Genomic DNA, 15,316 nt, shown 5'->3' on the forward strand with positions numbered 1-15,316 from the left:
TCTGGTCCTTCGGACCATCCCGGAATGACCGGGGTACGAGAATTGGAGACCCAACATGTTCAGAGAAATCCGCCCCGCCATCGCCCTGTTGCTGGCGCTCACCGCCATCACGGGCCTTGCCTATCCGCTCGCGATGACCGCCATCGCCGGCACGTTGTTTCCCGTACAGGCGCAGGGCAGCCTGATCGAGAAGGACGGCAAGGTGATCGGCTCCGCCCTGATCGGGCAGGAGTTCAGGGACGGAAAATACTTCCATGGCCGCCCCTCGGCGACGCTGGCGCCGGACCCCAATGACTCGGCAAAGACGGTGCCGGCGCCCTACAACGCCGGCAGTTCGGGCGGCTCGAACCTCGGCCCGACCAGCAAGGCGCTGGCCGACCGGCTGAAGCAGGATGTGGACAAGCTCAGGGGCGAGAATCCGAACGCGGCCGTGCCGGTCGACCTGGTGACGACCTCGGCCAGCGGCCTCGACCCGGACATCTCGCCGGAGGCGGCGCAATTCCAGGTGCCGCGCGTGGCGAAGGCGCGGAATCTGCCTGAGGATCAGGTCAAGCAGCTCGTTGCCGCCAATACCCAAGGCCGTCTGCTCGGCCTTCTCGGTGAACCCAGGGTCAACGTTCTGGCGCTGAACCTCGCGCTCGATCGCATGGCCCCGAAGTAGCCGTCTAGGCTCGCGGCGCGCGCATGAATATATTCGCATGATGGTCCGAGAGCGCCGCGATCCCGAACAACGTCCGTCGCCCGAGGCGCTGCTGGAAGCCGCGCGCCGGGAGGAGGGCGCGAGCGGCAAGCTGAAGATCTTCGTCGGCGCCGCCCCTGGCGTCGGCAAGACTTACGAGATGCTGCAGAGCGCCCATGCCAAGCGAAGGGCCGGCGTCGACGTGGTGATCGGATTTGTCGAGACCCACGGCCGCGCCGAGACCGAGGCGCTGGTGCGCGGCCTGGAAGCGGTGCCGCGCAAGCGGCTGGATTACCGCGGCCAGATCGTCGAGGAGATGGACCTCGACGCCGTGATCGCGCGGCGGCCGCAGATCGCCCTGGTCGACGAGCTCGCCCACACCAACGCGCCCCTTTGCCGCCATCCCAAGCGCTATCTCGATGTCGAGGAACTGCTGTCGCACGGCATCGACGTCTACACCGCCGTCAACATCCAGCACATCGAGAGCCTGAACGACGTCGTTGCCCAGATCACCCACGTCCGGGTCCGCGAGACGGTACCCGACTCCGTGTTCGACCGCGCCGATGCGATCGAGCTGATCGACCTGACTCCCGACGACCTGATCCAGCGGTTGAGGGAGGGCAAGGTCTATGTGCCCAAGCAGGCCGAGCGGGCGCTGGAGCATTATTTCTCGCCGGGCAATCTCACCGCGCTCCGCGAGCTCGCACTGCGGCGCACCGCCGAACGGGTCGATGAGCAGCTTCTCAACCACATGCAGGCGAATGCAATTGCCGGGCCCTGGGCCGCGGGCGAGCGCATCCTCGTCTGCGTCAGCGAGGATGCACGCGCGGCCGGCCTCGTGCGCTACACGAAGCGGCTGGCGGACCGGCTGCATGCGCCGTTCACCGCGGTGTCGATCGAGACGCGGCGATCCCTGCAATTGTCCGACGAGGAGCGCGACCGGCTGGCCGATACGCTGCGCCTCGCGGAATCGCTCGGTGGCGAAGCGCTGACGATTCCCGCGGTCGGGCGCCGCATCGCCGACGACGTCGTCAGTTTCGCGCAAGGCAACAACGTCACCCAGATCGTGATCGGCAAGTCGAGCCGCTCGCGCTGGTTCGAGATGACTCGCGGCTCCGTGGTGCACGATTTGGTGCGCCGTGCCGGCAACATCACGGTCCATGTCATCGCGGGCGACGAACTGCCGGGCGAAGCGCCGCCCAAGACGGAGGTGCAGACCGCTGCACGATCGGAGCCCTTCGATCCGCTGCCTTACCTGAAGGCGCTCGGCATCGTGCTGATCGGTCTCGGCGCAGCGAAACTGCTCCAGCCGCGCTTCGGCATCGAGAACGTCGACCTCGTGCTGCTGACGGCTGTGGTCACGGTTGCGGTCCGCTACGGGCTGTGGCCTTCGCTGCTTGCGACGGTCGCCGCCTCGCTGTCCTACAATTTCTTTTTCCTGCCGCCGCTCTACACCTTCACGATCACCGACCCGACCAATGTCGCCGCCTTCCTGCTGTTCCTGGGCGTGGCGATAATCGTCTCCAACGTCGCCGCGCGCGTGCGCATCCAGGCCGATACCGCGATCGGCCGGATCCGGATGACCGAGCAGCTCCATGCCTTCAGCCGCAAGCTCGCCGGCACGGCCACGCTCGACGACGTGCTGTGGGCAACCGCCTACCAGATCGCGTTGATGCTGAAGGTCCGCGTGGTCCTGCTGCTGCCGGACGAAGGCCTGCTCACGGTGAAATCAGGCTATCCGCCCGAAGACGAGCTCGATCAGGCCGATCTCGCCGCGGCCAACTGGGCCTGGAGCAACGATCGCCCCGCCGGTCGGGGCTCGGACACGCTGCCGGGCGCAAGACGGCTGTTCCTGCCGATGCGCACCGGGCGCGGCCCGATCGGGGTGACCGGCATCGACGACGACCGCAGCGGCCCGCTGCTGACGCCGGACCAGCGCCGGCTGCTCGATGCGCTGGTCGATCAGGGCGCTCTCGCGATCGAGCGCGTGCTGCTGGTCGAGGACATGGATCGCGTCAAGCGCACCGTGGAATCCGAGCGGCTGCGGTCGGCACTGTTGACCTCGATCTCGCACGACCTGAAGACGCCGCTCGCCTCGGTGCTGGGCGCGGCCTCCACCATGCGCGATCTCGCCGGCGCGCTCTCCGACACCGAGAAGCGCGACCTGCTCGCCACCGTGATCGACGAATCCGAGCGGCTCAACCGTTTCATCGCCAATCTGCTGGACATGACCAAGCTCGAATCCGGCGCAATCGTGCCCAACGCGGCGCTGCACGATCTCAGCGAGATCGTCGGCAGTGCGCTGCGGCGCGCCAGCAAGATTCTCAACCGCCACAAGGTCGAGCTGGCGCTGGCCGCCGATCTGCCGATGCTCCAGCTCGATGCCGTGCTGTTCGAGCAGGTGCTGTTCAATCTGCTCGACAATGCCGCCAAATATTCGCCGCCCGAGACCACGATTTCGATCCGCGGCCGGCGCGACCGCGCCCATGTCGTGCTCGAGATCGCCGACGAGGGAGCCGGCATTCCGCCTGACGAACTCGAGAACGTGTTCGACAAGTTCTACCGCGTGCAGAAGGGCGATCACGTCCGCCCCGGCACCGGGCTCGGACTCGCCATCTCCCGCGGCTTCGTCGAGGCGATGGGCGGGACGATCTCCGCGGCCAATCGCAGCGGGAGGAGCGGCGCGGTCCTCACCATTCGCCTGCCCGTTCCAGCAGAAAGCCACGCATTGGATACCGCCGCATGAGCGCTGCTCCGATCAAGGTCCTGGTCATCGACGACGAGCCGCCGATCCGCAAATTGCTGCGGATGGGGCTGACGACGCAAGGATACGAGATCCTCGAGGCGTCGAACGGCAAGGCCGCGCTGGAGAAGCTGGCCGAAGAGCCGGCACTGATCATCCTCGATCTCGGCCTGCCCGACGTTCAGGGACATGAGCTGCTTCGCACCATCCGCACCCGCAACGAAGGCGTACCGATCGTGGTGCTGTCGAGCCGCGGCGACGAAGCCGGGAAGGTCCAGGCGCTCGATCTCGGCGCAGACGACTATCTCACCAAGCCGTTCGGCATGGAGGAGCTGCTGGCGCGCCTGCGCGCTGCGCTGCGCCATCAACTTCAGGTCAAGGGCGAGCGCCCGGTGTTTCGCGCCGGCGATCTGTCGGTCGATCTCGTCCGCCGTATCGTCAAGGTCGGGGATCGCGACGTGAAGCTCTCGCCGAAGGAATACGACCTGTTGCGCGTGCTGGTGCAGCATGCCGGCAAGGTGCTCACCCACCGCTTCCTGCTCAGGGAGCTCTGGGACGAGCTGACGGACGCGCAGTACTTGCGCGTCTATGTCCGCCAGCTGCGCCAGAAGATCGAGGCCGATCCGGAGAGGCCGCAATACGTGCTGACCGAGACGGGGATCGGGTACCGGCTGAAGGCGGGGGATTGAGTCCCGCTGTCATTCCGCGGCGTGGCGCGCGTCAGCGCGAGCCCGGAATCCATTTCTCCGCCCGTCGCGCTCGGCATGGATTCCGGGCTCGACGCTTCGCATCGCCCCGGAATGACGGCGAGCCTGCTGGTCTAACCCGCCTTGCGATGCCGCGCCGTAGACCGGTGCGCCTTCTTCGCAGTTTTCCGGCGCCCGGTCGCCCGGCGTGCATGCGACTTCGCCGCCTTCTTCCCTCCGCCGCGTCCTTTCAGGCTCTGCTTCAGCGCGTCCATCAGGTTGATGACATTGCTCGGTCGCTCCTCGGGCTCCGGCAGCTCGATCGTCTTGCCGCTGGCCTTGCGCTTCACCAGTGCCTTCAGCGCATTCTCGTACTCGTCCTTGAATTTGCTGGGGTCGAAATGCGCCGCCTTGGATTGCAGGATGTGACCGGCCAGTTCGACCATGTCCTTGGTTATCTTCGGGCTCTTGATGTCATCGAAGAACTGGTCCTCGTCGCGCAGCTCGTAAGGGAAGCGCAGCGTGGTGCCGAGCAGGCCCTTGCCGCGCGGCTCGATCGCCATGACGTGCTCGCGGTTGGTCAACACGATCTTCGCAAGCGCCACGCGATCCTGGTCTTTCATGGCGTCGCGGATGACGGCGAAGGCATCGACCGCGGCCTTGCCGTCGGGAGCGATGTAGTAGGGATGGTTGAGGAAGCGCTGATCGACCTCCTCGCTCGGCACAAAGCTCTCGATGTCGATGGTGTGATTGCTCTCGATCTGGACCGCCTCGAGTTCTTCCGGCTCGATCTCGACATACTTGCCCTTGCGGAGCTCGTAGCCGCGGCCCTTCTGGTCGCTCTCGACGATGTCGCCGGTCTCGGAATCGATCATCTGCTGCTTGAGCCGGTTGCCCGTCTCGCGGTTGATCAGGTGAAACCGCGTCTTCTCCGCCGCCGTGGTCGCGGGATAGAGCACGACGGGGCAGCTGACCAGCGACAGCTTCAACGTTCCCTTCCAATAGGCGCGCGGGGCCATTCCATTCTCCAGCGTTTTCAAGGCGTTTTGGAACCCCAACCGTCCCACAGGGTTTTGGTTCCGGGCGGGAGTCTGGCCGTGATAGGCTTGAACCCCGAAAGAGAAGCGGGACAGGTCGTGCTGCAGAAACTCTCCACTTACCGGCAGAAACGTGATTTCGAGAAGACGCCCGAGCCGTCGGGCAAGACCGCGGTGGCGCCCTCGAAGCAGCGGCGCTTCGTGATCCAGAAGCACGATGCGACCCGGCTGCACTACGATCTCAGGCTCGAGTTCGACGGGGTCTTCAAGTCCTGGGCCGTGACGAAGGGGCCATCGCTCGATCCGCACGACAAGCGCCTTGCAGTCGAGGTCGAGGATCATCCGCTCGATTATGGCGATTTCGAAGGCACGATTCCGGAAGGGCAATATGGCGGCGGCACGGTGATGCTGTGGGATCGCGGCACCTGGGAAGCGGACGATCCCGAAGCCGGCTTCAAGAAGGGCGATCTGAAGTTCACCTTGCACGGCGAGAAGCTGCATGGAAGCTGGGTGCTGGTGCGCATGCGCAACCGGGGCGGCGAGAAGCGCACCAACTGGCTCCTGATCAAGCATCGCGACGGATACGCCCGCGAAGGCGCCGACAACGACATTCTCGAACAGGACAAGTCGGTCGCCTCCGGCCGCGCCATGGAGCAGATTGCGGAGGGGAGGGGCCGCGCGCCGAAGCCGTTCATGCTGGCGAAGGGCACTAAGGGCAAGGCCGACGCGGTCTGGCAGTCCAACCGTGCCGAGGAGACGAAAGGGCGCACGGTGAAGCCGGCGCCGCGCACCGCGTTGAAACGCGGCAAGACGGCCAAGACGAGCGCCACGACCGCGACCAAGGCCAAAAAGGTCTCTGCGATGCCGGACTTCGTTGCGCCGCAGCTCTGCACGCTGGTCGAGCGGCCGCCGGCCGACGAGGGCTGGTGCCATGAGATCAAGTTCGACGGATACCGGGTGCAGCTTCGGGTCGAGGACGGCGAGGCGACCCTGAAGACACGCAAGGGCCTCGACTGGACCGCCAAGTTCGGCTCCATTGCCAAGGAAGCATCCACGCTGCCGGACCTGATGATCGACGGCGAGATCGTCGCGCTTGATCATAACGGCGCGCCGAACTTCTCCTCGCTTCAGGCTGCGCTGTCCGATGGCAAGACCGACGAGCTGATCTTCTTTGCGTTCGACCTCCTGTTCGCCGAGGGCGAGGATTACCGTCGTCTTCCGCTCGGCGAACGCAAGGTGCGGCTCAAGGAGCTGCTTGAGTCACGCAAGCGGAAATTGGGCCAGATCCGCTATGTCGAGCATTTCGAGAGCGGAGGCGATGCCGTGCTGCGATCGGCCTGCAAGCTCGAGCTCGAAGGCGTGGTGTCCAAGAAGCTGAACGCGCCGTATCGCTCGGGCCGCACCGAGAGCTGGGTCAAGTCGAAATGTCGCGCCGGCCACGAGGTGGTGATCGGCGGCTACAAGACCACCAACGGCAAATTCCGCTCGCTGATGGCGGGCGTTCAGCGCGGCGATCATCTCGCCTTCGTCGGCATGGTCGGCACCGGCTTCGGTGCGGACAAGGTCAAGCGCATCATGCCTGCCCTGAAGGCGATGGAAGCCAAGGAAAGCCCGTTCGGCGGCAAGAATGCGCCGAAGAAGACGCGCGAGGTGCACTGGCTGAAGCCGGAGCTGGTCGCGGAGATCGAATTCGCCGGCTTCACCGCCGACGGCAATATTCGCCAGGCCGCGTTCAAGGGACTGCGGCAGGACAAGCCGGCCGAGGAGGTCGAGGCCGAGACGCCTGTCGATACCGAGTTGGCCGAGCCCCGGGCCAAGAAGCCGGCGCGCGCGAGAACAGGCCGGCAGCCGAAGCAGGCCGCCCCGAATGCCGAGGTCATGGGCGTCATCATCTCGAAGCCGGACAAGCCGCTCTGGCCAGATGATGGTGACGGCACTCCCGTCACCAAGCTGGATCTTGCCCGCTATCTCGAAGCCGTCGGCGAATGGATGATCGTGCACCTCAAGGGCCGGCCGTGCTCGCTGATCCGAGCGCCTGATGGCATCAAGGGCGAATGCTTCTTCCAACGCCACGCCATGCAGGGCACGTCGAACCTTCTCGAACTCGCGCGAGTCTCCGGCGATCGCAAACCATACTTGCAGATCGACCGAATCGAAGGGCTTGCCGCCGTGGCGCAGATCGGCGGGGTCGAGCTGCATCCTTGGAATTGCGCACCTTACGCCTACGATACGCCCGGCCGGCTGGTGTTCGATCTCGATCCGGCACCGGACGTCGAGTTCGCCGACGTCGTCGAGGCCGCCAAGGAGATGCGGCAGCGATTAAGCGATATCGGCATGGACAGCTTCTGCAAGACCACAGGCGGCAAGGGCCTCCACGTCGTGGTGCCTCTGCGTTACGGCGCACGCGACAAGGTGAGTTGGAAAGAGGCCAAGGCGTTTGCACAAGGCGTCTGCCAGTGGATGGCCGACGACGATCCGGAACGCTATCTGCTCAACATGTCGAAGAAGCTGCGCAAGGGAAAGATCTTCCTGGATTACCTGCGCAACGATCGCATGTCGACGGCGGTGGCCCCGCTGTCGCCGCGTGCGCGCGCGGGGGCGACGGTCTCGATGCCGGTCACCTGGGCGCAAGTGAAGAGCGATCTCGACCCTAAGCGCTATACGCTGCGCACAGTGCCTGGTCTGCTGGCGCGATCGAAGGCATGGGAAGGTTATGACGACGCGGCGACGTCGATCAAGGCGGCGATCAAGAAGCTGGCCGGCAAGGTGAAATAGGAGCTTCCAAAAAAGTCATTCCGGGCTGCGCGGAGCGCAGGCCCGGAATCCGGAGCTTGTGAGACGAAAAGCCGGGTTCGCGCTTGCGCGCGCCCGGATTGCCGTCTCTGACTAGATCCGTCCCATCAGGATCAGGATCAGGAGGATGACGATGACGAGCCCGAGGCCGCCGCCGCCGTAATAACCGGTGCCGTAGAACGGCCCGCCGCCGATGCCGCTGAAGCCGCCGAGCAGGGCGATGATCAGAATGATCAGAATGATCGTGCCGATAGACATGCAAATCTCCTCCAGCCCTTGGTAAAAAGGGTCGTTGCAACCTGTCCCGTTATGCGGGGGCAACTTGCCGCAGATTGTATAGTTCCGCCGTTGAAACACGGCCGGATCATCAACTTGCATGGAACCTTTGCTGGTCAACCCGACATGACTATGTGAAGGCAGCTACGAGAGGCGGGGTCATGTCAGCACCACTTATCGTCTCCATTCCGCATCGTCTCGGCCGCGAGGAGGCTGCGCGCCGGCTCAAGACCGGGCTCGGCCGCGCCGCTGCGAGCATTCCTGTGATGCAGGTCGAGGAGGAGCGCTGGAGCGGCGACAGCATGAATTTCCGCATCCGTGCGCTGGGCCAGATCGCGAGCGGGCAGGTCGACGTCGGCGACGATCAGGTCCGGGTCGAGGTGGTGCTGCCCTGGCTGTTGCAGCGCTTCGCCGAGATGGCGCAGGCCACGATCAAGAAGCGCGGCCAGTTGCTGCTCACCAAGGACGGGGGCAAGTAACCTCAGGGGTGCGCGCGCTGCCGTGTCGGCTTCGCTGCACTCGTGCTGCGCGCCTCGATCACGGCCACGGGAAGATCGCGAAGGGCTGGGGCGAGCGGCAGCTCGTTGCCTGCGAGACCTGGCGCGGCATAGCCGCTGATATCGAGAGTCGCATCGAGACCTTCGAGTGAAGGCCACTCCCGGCCTCCTTGCGTGAACGGCGCAAAATGACGCCCGACCACGACGATGGCTGCCGCACGTCCATGGCCGCGGGCGAAGGCAATGACGTGGTTGGCGTGCGCGCCGCGCACTTCGAGCGGCCGATAGCTTCCCCCGACGAAGATATCGGGAAGGCGGTTGCGCAGCGCGAGAAGATGGCGCGTCCAGGCCAGCTTCAGCCGGCCGTCCGGCGAGCTCTTGCTTAGCGCGTTCCAGTCCGGAGCTTCCAATGATTTCAGTGCCGCATGGCGGGCGGCGAAGTCGACCGGGCGGCGGTTGTCGGGATCGACCAGCGACAGGTCCCAGAATTCGGTACCCTGATAGAAGTCGGGCACGCCCGGCAGAGTCGCCTTGAGCGTGAGCTGGCTAAGCGAGTTCAGCGTGCCAAGCAGTGCGACCCGGCGGGCCAGCCTCTGCAATGCTTCGAGGAATTCTGCGGACTGGGCAGGATCGAGGATCTTGCCGATGAAGTCGCGGATGCCGTTCTCATAAGCTTCATGCGGGTTGAGCCAGCTCGTCTCCTCCTTGCCCTCGCGCGCGGCCTTCAGCGCATAGGCCTGGATGCGCTCGACGAAGGCGGCATCGACTTCCTCCCCGAGCGGCAAGGCGCCGAGCAGGGTTTGATAGAGCATGTATTCGAACGTCGCCGAGGGCGCGCGGAAATTGCCGTACGTTGTGAGATGCGCCGCGTTCAGCACCTTCCAGCGCGCCACCGCGCTGGTCCATTCGCCCGGAATCTCGCTGAGCGCCGCGATGCGCGTGCGGGCATCCTCGCCGCGCTTGGTGTCGTGGGTGGCGGTCGCCGTCATGCCTAGCGGCCATTCCTTGGCGCGGGCTTGCATGGCCTGGTGGAAGGCGGGAATGGTGAGGCCTGTGCTCGCAGGATCGCCGCCGACCTCGTTCAGCGCGAGCAGCCGGTGAAACTGATAGAACGCGGTGTCCTCCAGCGACTTCGCCATCATCGGCCCGGTGAATTGCTGCACCTTCAGTGCGAAGCGGCGCACGCGCGGGGCACTGTGCGGGGGACGGCCGGGCTTCAGCAGGTCCATGGTGAGGGCATCGCGCAGGAAATCGAAGATGCCTTCGTCGGCGGCAAACCACTCTCGGCGGGCGCGCTCGATGGTGTCTTCGATCAGCTTGCGGTCGGGGGCAGTCGGGCCGCTGTGTGTCAGGTAGGTGCGATAGACCGGGAAATGCAGCACATAGAGCTCGAGCGCCTGACGCAGGCTGTCGGCTGAAAAGTCCCGTGTCGAATAATGTCCGTTGGCAATGCGTGCGAGCAGGCCCGTCAGCACGGTGAACTCGCTGGCAAGCAGCGTCTCCAGCACCCGCCGCTTCGCCTCCTTGACGTAAGGTGCAAGCTGCGGCGGCCGGTTGCTGATCTGCCGCCAGGTCTCGTCCAGCGCTTCCAGTCCTTTCGGATCGATCAGCACGTGGGTGACGACGTTCATCCACTCATAGCCGGTGGTGCCCTGGACCCCGGCGAACTGTGGCAGGCGCTCGTGCTCGCACAGGATTTTCTCGATCACGGTATAGAAGGGCTTTGTGTTGCCTTGAGCATCGCGCACGAGCCGGCGCAGCCGCTGGCAATATTGCGCGGGATCACGCAGGCCGTCGATGTGGTCGAGCCGGATGCCGTGCAGCTTGCCCTCTGCAACGAGCTGCTTCACCAGCCGGTGGGTGGCAGCGAACGTACCGGGATCCTCGACGCGTAGGCCTGCGAGTCCGTTGACATCGAAGAAGCGGCGATAATTGATGTCGCTTGAGGCAAGCCGCCAGTGCCCGAGCTTGTAGTGCTGGCGCTCGAGCAGGTGATGCAGCGCGAGCGTCTGGGCCGTGCGGTCCTTGCCGGCCCCGTAGGCGGCAAGGCCTCGCGCGATGATATCGGCGGCGCCCGCGATCTCCTTGAGCTCGGCCTTGAAGGCGGGAGCTTCCTTGCGATTGGGCCGGCGCAATCCGGTGTAGCGCGCAGCGAGCGCGAGCAGGCGCTCGCCCGGCTGCGTTTCCGCCGCGTCCGCCTCCTTGACGATCATCCGCAACACCTCGCCATAGCGCTCGGGAGCGATGGGCAGGCGATGCTCGAAATACCAGGCGGAGAAGCTTCCTTCCTCCGGGGCGTAGCGCAGCTCGATGTCGCCGCGCTCCAGCGCTTCGCCATAGGACGAGCCGAGGATGGGCAGCAGCACGCCGCCTCGTGCGCGGTAGGCCAGTTGATCCCAGTCGATGTCGAAGGAGACGGCGTGCGGCGAGGCCTGGCCCCATTCCAGCACGTCGAGCCACCAGGGATTGTCGGCAAAATGCACGCCGACATGGTTGGGCACGAAATCGATGATAAGCCCGAGATCATGTGCCTTGAGCGTCTCGCTCAGGCGCGCGAAGCCAGCATCGCCGCCGAGCTCGGGATTCAACTGGCCATGATCGACCGTGTCATAGCCGTGGGTCGATCCCTTGCGGGCCTTCATCACCGGCGAGGCATAGAGATGCGTGATCCCCAGCGCCTTGAGATAGGGCACGACCGCGGCAGCCTTGTCAAAGTCGAAATCCGCGGTGAGCTGAAGCCGGTAGGTCGCGAGAGGAACGGCGGAAGGCATCATCAAGCTCCGAGCTGCCAGACCACCGACCAGGGCGGAAGCCGGTCGCCGGTCGCGCCGCCCCAGAGCGGCGTACCAGCACTATCGCTGGAATGCGCGATGTCCTTGTTCGAGAGATTCGCAGTCAAGCGCAGAGCCGCGCCGTCGCCCATCAGCCAATGCGCCGTGAGCAAGCCGTTGTCCGCCGCCTCTGCGCCGCCGAAGCTTGCGCCGTTCAGCCGCGGCATGATCGCCTTGCGACGCAGTGCGAGCAGCTCCCGCACCAGGGCGAGCCGCGCGTTTTGCTCCGGCGTGTGGCCGGTCCAGTCGAGCACGGCCGATTGCAGCGTGGCCGGGTCGAGCGGATCAGGCACGTCGTCGCCGTACTTGTCGTAAGCCCAGGCATATTCCTGCCTGCGGCCCCTGCGCACGGCATCCGCCAATCCGCCCTGGAAATCGCAGAAGAACGGGAAGGGCACCTTGGAGCCCCATTCCTCCCCCTGAAACAGCATCGGCACCATCGGTGCGAGCAGCGTTACCGCGAGCGCGGCCTCGATCTGTTGTGGCGGTGCCAGGCTCTCCAGCCGCTCGCCAAGCGGACGGTTGCCGATCTGGTCGTGGTTCTGCAGGAAGTTGACGAAGGTCGCCGGGGGCAGCGTGCCGCTCGGCTCGCCGCGCGGCTTCTTGCCCCAGAATTCCGAAATCTCGCCCTGGTAGACGAAGCCGGAGGCGAGTGCGCGCGCGAGGTCCATGCGTGGCGTCTGGTAGTCGCCATAATAGCCGGCATGCTCGCCCGTAAGCATGACGTGCCAGACGTGATGATAGTCGTCGTTCCACTGTCCACGGTACTTGCCGTTCGGCGGCTCCTGCGCGGCATCGAGCAGGCTCGCGCGGTTGTCGCCGTTCTCCAGCACGAGATGGATGTGGCGCCCGGTCGCCTTGGCGAGCTCGCCGGCGGCGACGCTGAGGTCCTGCAGCATGGACTGCTCGCCGGGGATTGCCAGGATGTGATTGGCGGCATCCAACCTCAGGCCGTCGAAGCGGTAGTCGGTGAGCCAGGACAATGCGTTCTCGACGGCAAAGGCGCGCGCCTGCGGCACGCGATAGTCGATCGCGCTGCCCCACGGCGTGTGCGCCTCGGTGAAGAAGGCAGGCGCATAGCGGCCGAGGTAATTCCCCTCAGGTCCAAAATGATTGTAGACCACGTCGAGAAACACCATCAGCCCGCGCAAATGCGCTTCGTCGATCAGCGTCTTCAGGTCTTCGGGCCGGCCATAGGCGCTGTCGGGCGCATACCACAGCACGCCGTCATAGCCCCAGCCACGGCGTCCTGCGAAATCCGCCAGCGGCATCAATTCCAGCGCCGTAATGCCTGTCGCTGCGAGATGATCGAGCTTGTCCATCATCGCGCGATAGGTGCCTTCCTGGGTGAAGGTGCCGACGTGGGTCTCGATCAGCACCGTCTCTTCCCAGGGACGGCCGCGCCATTCCCGCGCCCGCCATGCGAAGACATCGTGATCTATCACCTCGCTCGGGCCGAACACGTCCTCCGGCTGGAAGGCCGAAGCGGGATCGGGCACATCGATCTCGTCGTCGATCCTGAACTGGTAGCGACTGCCGGCGGCGAGCCCGGCGATGTCGGCGACGTACCAGCCATCCTGCCGGCGCTGCATCGCATGCCTTCGCTCGAGCAGGAGGTCGACACGGCGCGCTCCGGGCGCCCACAGCCGGAACGACACGCCTTCTTTCGTCGGCCTCGCCCCGAAGGATGGCCTCATGGTGCACCCGCGAAGGCGAGCACGGAGCGCGGCGGCGCCTTGCTGTCGCTCCCGGGCAGGAAGTCGATCGTGTTCAGCTTGGCAGCGGTCGTGTTGAGAATCTGCTGCCAGCTCCTGTACTCGGTCATTTTGGGCAGTTTGAATGCGATCTCTTCCGGGGCGGCGTTCAAAACGATAAAGATCGCGGCACTGCCCGGTTCCATCGGACCCATCACATAGGACAGGAACCGCCCTTCCGGGAAATTCCAGTCGCTCTCGGTCATCTCGTCCCCGGCGGGCGTCAACCACAGCGCACCGTAGGAGACGCCGTCCTTGGGCCGGCCATCGAGCCAGCGATGGCTGCGCAGCTGCGAGAACCGCCGGCGGATGTCGGCGAGATGGGCGACGAAATCGACCATGTCGTCGCCATCCTTGCCGAGATTGTCCCAGCCGACCCAGCCGACTTCGTTGTCCTGGCAATAGGCGTTGTTGTTGCCGGACTGCGAATTGCCGACTTCGTCGCCGGCGAGGATCAGCGGAACGCCCTGCGCCAGCATCAGGCAGGCCAGCACGTTCTTGCGCAGCTGGCGGCGCAGGCTGATGATGTTCGGATCGTCGGTCGGGCCCTCGACACCGCAATTGTTGCTGTGGTTGTCGTTGGAGCCGTCGCGATTGTCCTCGCCATTGGCCTCGTTGTGCTTCTCGTTGTAGCTGAAGAGGTCGGCGAGCGTGAAGCCGTCGTGCACCGTGATGTGGTTGATACTGGCGCGCGGCCGCCGTCCGTCGTGGTTGAACAGATCTGACGACGCCGTCATGCGGCTGGAGATATCGCCGATCAGGCTGCCTTCGCCGCTCCAGTAGCGACGCATGGCGCTGCGATAGCGGTCGTTCCATTCCGACCATTGCGATGGGAAGGCGCCGACCTGGTAGCCGCCCAAGCCAAGGTCCCACGGCTCGGCGACGAGCTTGACGGTCGCCAGGACCGGGTCCTGCCGGATCGCGGTCAGGAACGAGCTGCCGCGGTCATAACCGTTCGGCCCACGCGCGAGCGTGGTGGCGAGGTCGAAACGGAAGCCGTCGACATGGCAGACTTCGACCCAGTAGCGCAAGGAATCCATTACCATCTGCAGCACGCGCGGATGAGTGAGGTTCACCGACGAGCCGCAGCCGGTGAAGTCGTCGTAGTAGCGCGGGTTCTCGCGGCTCAGCCAGTAATAGGAGGCATTGTCGATGCCGCGATAGCACAGCGTTGGGCCGAGGTGATTGCCCTCAGCGGTGTGGTTGTAGACCACGTCGAGCATCACCTCGATGCCGGCATCGTGCAGCCGCGCCACCGTGGTGCGGAAGGAATCGAGCGCGTTGTCCTGGGCGTAGCGCGGTTCCGGCGCGAAGAAGGACAGCGTGTTGTAGCCCCAATAATTGGCGAGCTTCTTCTCCACGAGGATGCGGTCGTCGACGAAGCTGTGGACCGGCAGCAGTTCGACCGTGGTAACGCCGAGCCTCTTCAGGTGCTCGATCATCGCCGGCGAGGACAGGCCGCCATAGGTCCCGCGCAAGTTTGGCGGCACGTCGTCCCGCTTCTGCGTCAGGCCCTTGACGTGGGCCTCGTAGATGACGGTGTCTTCCCAGGGAATGTTGGGACGGATCTCGCGCCGGCCCCAGTTGAAGGTCTCGTCGACGACGACGGCCTTCGGCATGCCGCGCGCATTGTCGCGCCGGTCGAAAGACAGGTCCTCGCGCGGGCTTCCGGTGCGGTAGGCGAAGTGCGCATCGCTCCAGACCAGGCGCCCGGCTAGGCGCTTGGCATAGGGGTCGAGCAGCAGCTTGTTGGCGTTGAAACGATGGCCGTGCTCGGGTTCGTAGGGGCCGTGCACGCGATAGCCATAGAGCTGGCCGGGCGAGACATCGTTGAGATAGCCGTGCCAGACGTCCTCGGTCTTCTCCGGCAATTCGATGCGCTCGAGTTCGCGGCGGCCTTGTGAGTCGAACAGGCAGAGCTCGACCTTCTGCGCGTTCGCGGAGAACAGCGCGAAATTGGTGCCGCGTCCGTCCCAGCTTGCGCCGAGGCGTGCGGGCGATCCAGCGGTCAGGCGCATCA

At 65.2% G+C, this 15,316-nt stretch carries 10 protein-coding genes; 5 read left to right on the top strand and 5 right to left on the bottom strand.

Features of this window, described 5'->3' with window-relative positions:
• Positions 1–55: 55 nt before the first annotated feature.
• The 3 genes from ASG57_RS13475 to ASG57_RS13485 are packed head-to-tail and all read left to right on the top strand — an operon-like array spanning position 56 to position 4,111.
• Positions 56–661: a K(+)-transporting ATPase subunit C gene (locus ASG57_RS13475; protein ID WP_057196509.1), complete on the top strand. Its 606-nt coding sequence runs from the start codon at positions 56–58 to the stop codon at positions 659–661.
• A gap of 40 nt (positions 662–701) precedes the next feature.
• Positions 702–3,425 carry a DUF4118 domain-containing protein gene (locus tag ASG57_RS13480; protein ID WP_057196663.1) on the top strand — a complete coding sequence of 908 codons (2,724 nt, stop codon included), beginning with the start codon at positions 702–704 and terminating at the stop codon, positions 3,423–3,425.
• Positions 3,422–4,111 carry a response regulator gene (locus ASG57_RS13485; RefSeq protein ID WP_024339395.1) on the top strand — a complete coding sequence of 230 codons (690 nt, stop codon included), beginning with the start codon at positions 3,422–3,424 and terminating at the stop codon, positions 4,109–4,111. Before ASG57_RS13480 ends, ASG57_RS13485 begins: the two co-directional genes overlap by 4 nt.
• A gap of 131 nt (positions 4,112–4,242) precedes the next feature.
• On the opposite strand, the gene ku is transcribed toward ASG57_RS13485, so the two are convergent.
• The gene (gene ku, locus ASG57_RS13490) at positions 4,243–5,127 is read right to left on the bottom strand and encodes a non-homologous end joining protein Ku (protein WP_024339396.1); all 885 of its coding nucleotides are present in this window, start codon (positions 5,125–5,127) and stop codon (positions 4,243–4,245) included.
• A 117-nt stretch (positions 5,128–5,244) separates the two neighbouring features.
• Here ku and ligD point away from each other — a divergent pair, with 117 nt between their 5' ends.
• Positions 5,245–7,920 (top strand): DNA ligase D, encoded by a 2,676-nt coding sequence (gene ligD, locus ASG57_RS13495; protein ID WP_057196664.1) that lies wholly within the window; start codon positions 5,245–5,247, stop codon positions 7,918–7,920.
• Positions 7,921–8,031: 111 nt separating this feature from the next.
• Here the strand turns inward: ligD and ASG57_RS36655 are convergent, their stop codons facing one another.
• Positions 8,032–8,196 (bottom strand): DUF3309 family protein, encoded by a 165-nt coding sequence (locus ASG57_RS36655; RefSeq protein WP_009798696.1) that lies wholly within the window; start codon positions 8,194–8,196, stop codon positions 8,032–8,034.
• Between the two features lie 179 nt (positions 8,197–8,375).
• Between ASG57_RS36655 and ASG57_RS13500 the strand changes: the two genes are divergently transcribed.
• Positions 8,376–8,693: a polyhydroxyalkanoic acid system family protein gene (locus tag ASG57_RS13500; protein WP_024339398.1), complete on the top strand. Its 318-nt coding sequence runs from the start codon at positions 8,376–8,378 to the stop codon at positions 8,691–8,693.
• A gap of 2 nt (positions 8,694–8,695) precedes the next feature.
• Here the strand turns inward: ASG57_RS13500 and treY are convergent, their stop codons facing one another.
• The 3 genes from treY to glgX are packed head-to-tail and all read right to left on the bottom strand — an operon-like array spanning position 8,696 to position 15,314.
• Positions 8,696–11,482 (bottom strand): malto-oligosyltrehalose synthase, encoded by a 2,787-nt coding sequence (treY, locus tag ASG57_RS13505; RefSeq protein ID WP_057196665.1) that lies wholly within the window; start codon positions 11,480–11,482, stop codon positions 8,696–8,698.
• A gap of 2 nt (positions 11,483–11,484) precedes the next feature.
• On the bottom strand, positions 11,485–13,239 hold the full coding sequence (gene treZ / locus ASG57_RS13510) for a malto-oligosyltrehalose trehalohydrolase (protein ID WP_057196510.1): 1,755 nt from the start codon (positions 13,237–13,239) through the stop codon (positions 11,485–11,487).
• On the bottom strand, positions 13,236–15,314 hold the full coding sequence (gene glgX, locus ASG57_RS13515; protein ID WP_024339401.1) for a glycogen debranching protein GlgX: 2,079 nt from the start codon (positions 15,312–15,314) through the stop codon (positions 13,236–13,238). The genes treZ and glgX overlap by 4 nt, the downstream gene beginning before the upstream one ends.
• Positions 15,315–15,316 lie beyond the last annotated feature (2 nt).

The sequence above is a fragment of the Bradyrhizobium sp. Leaf396 genome (assembly GCF_001424605.1).
GTDB lineage: Bacteria > Pseudomonadota > Alphaproteobacteria > Rhizobiales > Xanthobacteraceae > Bradyrhizobium > Bradyrhizobium japonicum_C.

Coding starts and splice junctions, on each gene's coding strand:
- ASG57_RS13475 (WP_057196509.1), top strand. CDS start 56: ATGTTCAGAGAAATCCGCCCCGCCATCGCCCTGTTGCTGGCGCTCACC.
- ASG57_RS13480 (WP_057196663.1), top strand. CDS start 702: ATGGTCCGAGAGCGCCGCGATCCCGAACAACGTCCGTCGCCCGAGGCG.
- ASG57_RS13485 (WP_024339395.1), top strand. CDS start 3,422: ATGAGCGCTGCTCCGATCAAGGTCCTGGTCATCGACGACGAGCCGCCG.
- ku (WP_024339396.1), bottom strand. CDS start 5,127: ATGGCCCCGCGCGCCTATTGGAAGGGAACGTTGAAGCTGTCGCTGGTC.
- ASG57_RS36655 (WP_009798696.1), bottom strand. CDS start 8,196: ATGTCTATCGGCACGATCATTCTGATCATTCTGATCATCGCCCTGCTC.
- ASG57_RS13500 (WP_024339398.1), top strand. CDS start 8,376: ATGTCAGCACCACTTATCGTCTCCATTCCGCATCGTCTCGGCCGCGAG.
- treY (WP_057196665.1), bottom strand. CDS start 11,482: ATGCCTTCCGCCGTTCCTCTCGCGACCTACCGGCTTCAGCTCACCGCG.
- treZ (WP_057196510.1), bottom strand. CDS start 13,239: ATGAGGCCATCCTTCGGGGCGAGGCCGACGAAAGAAGGCGTGTCGTTC.
- glgX (WP_024339401.1), bottom strand. CDS start 15,314: ATGCGCCTGACCGCTGGATCGCCCGCACGCCTCGGCGCAAGCTGGGAC.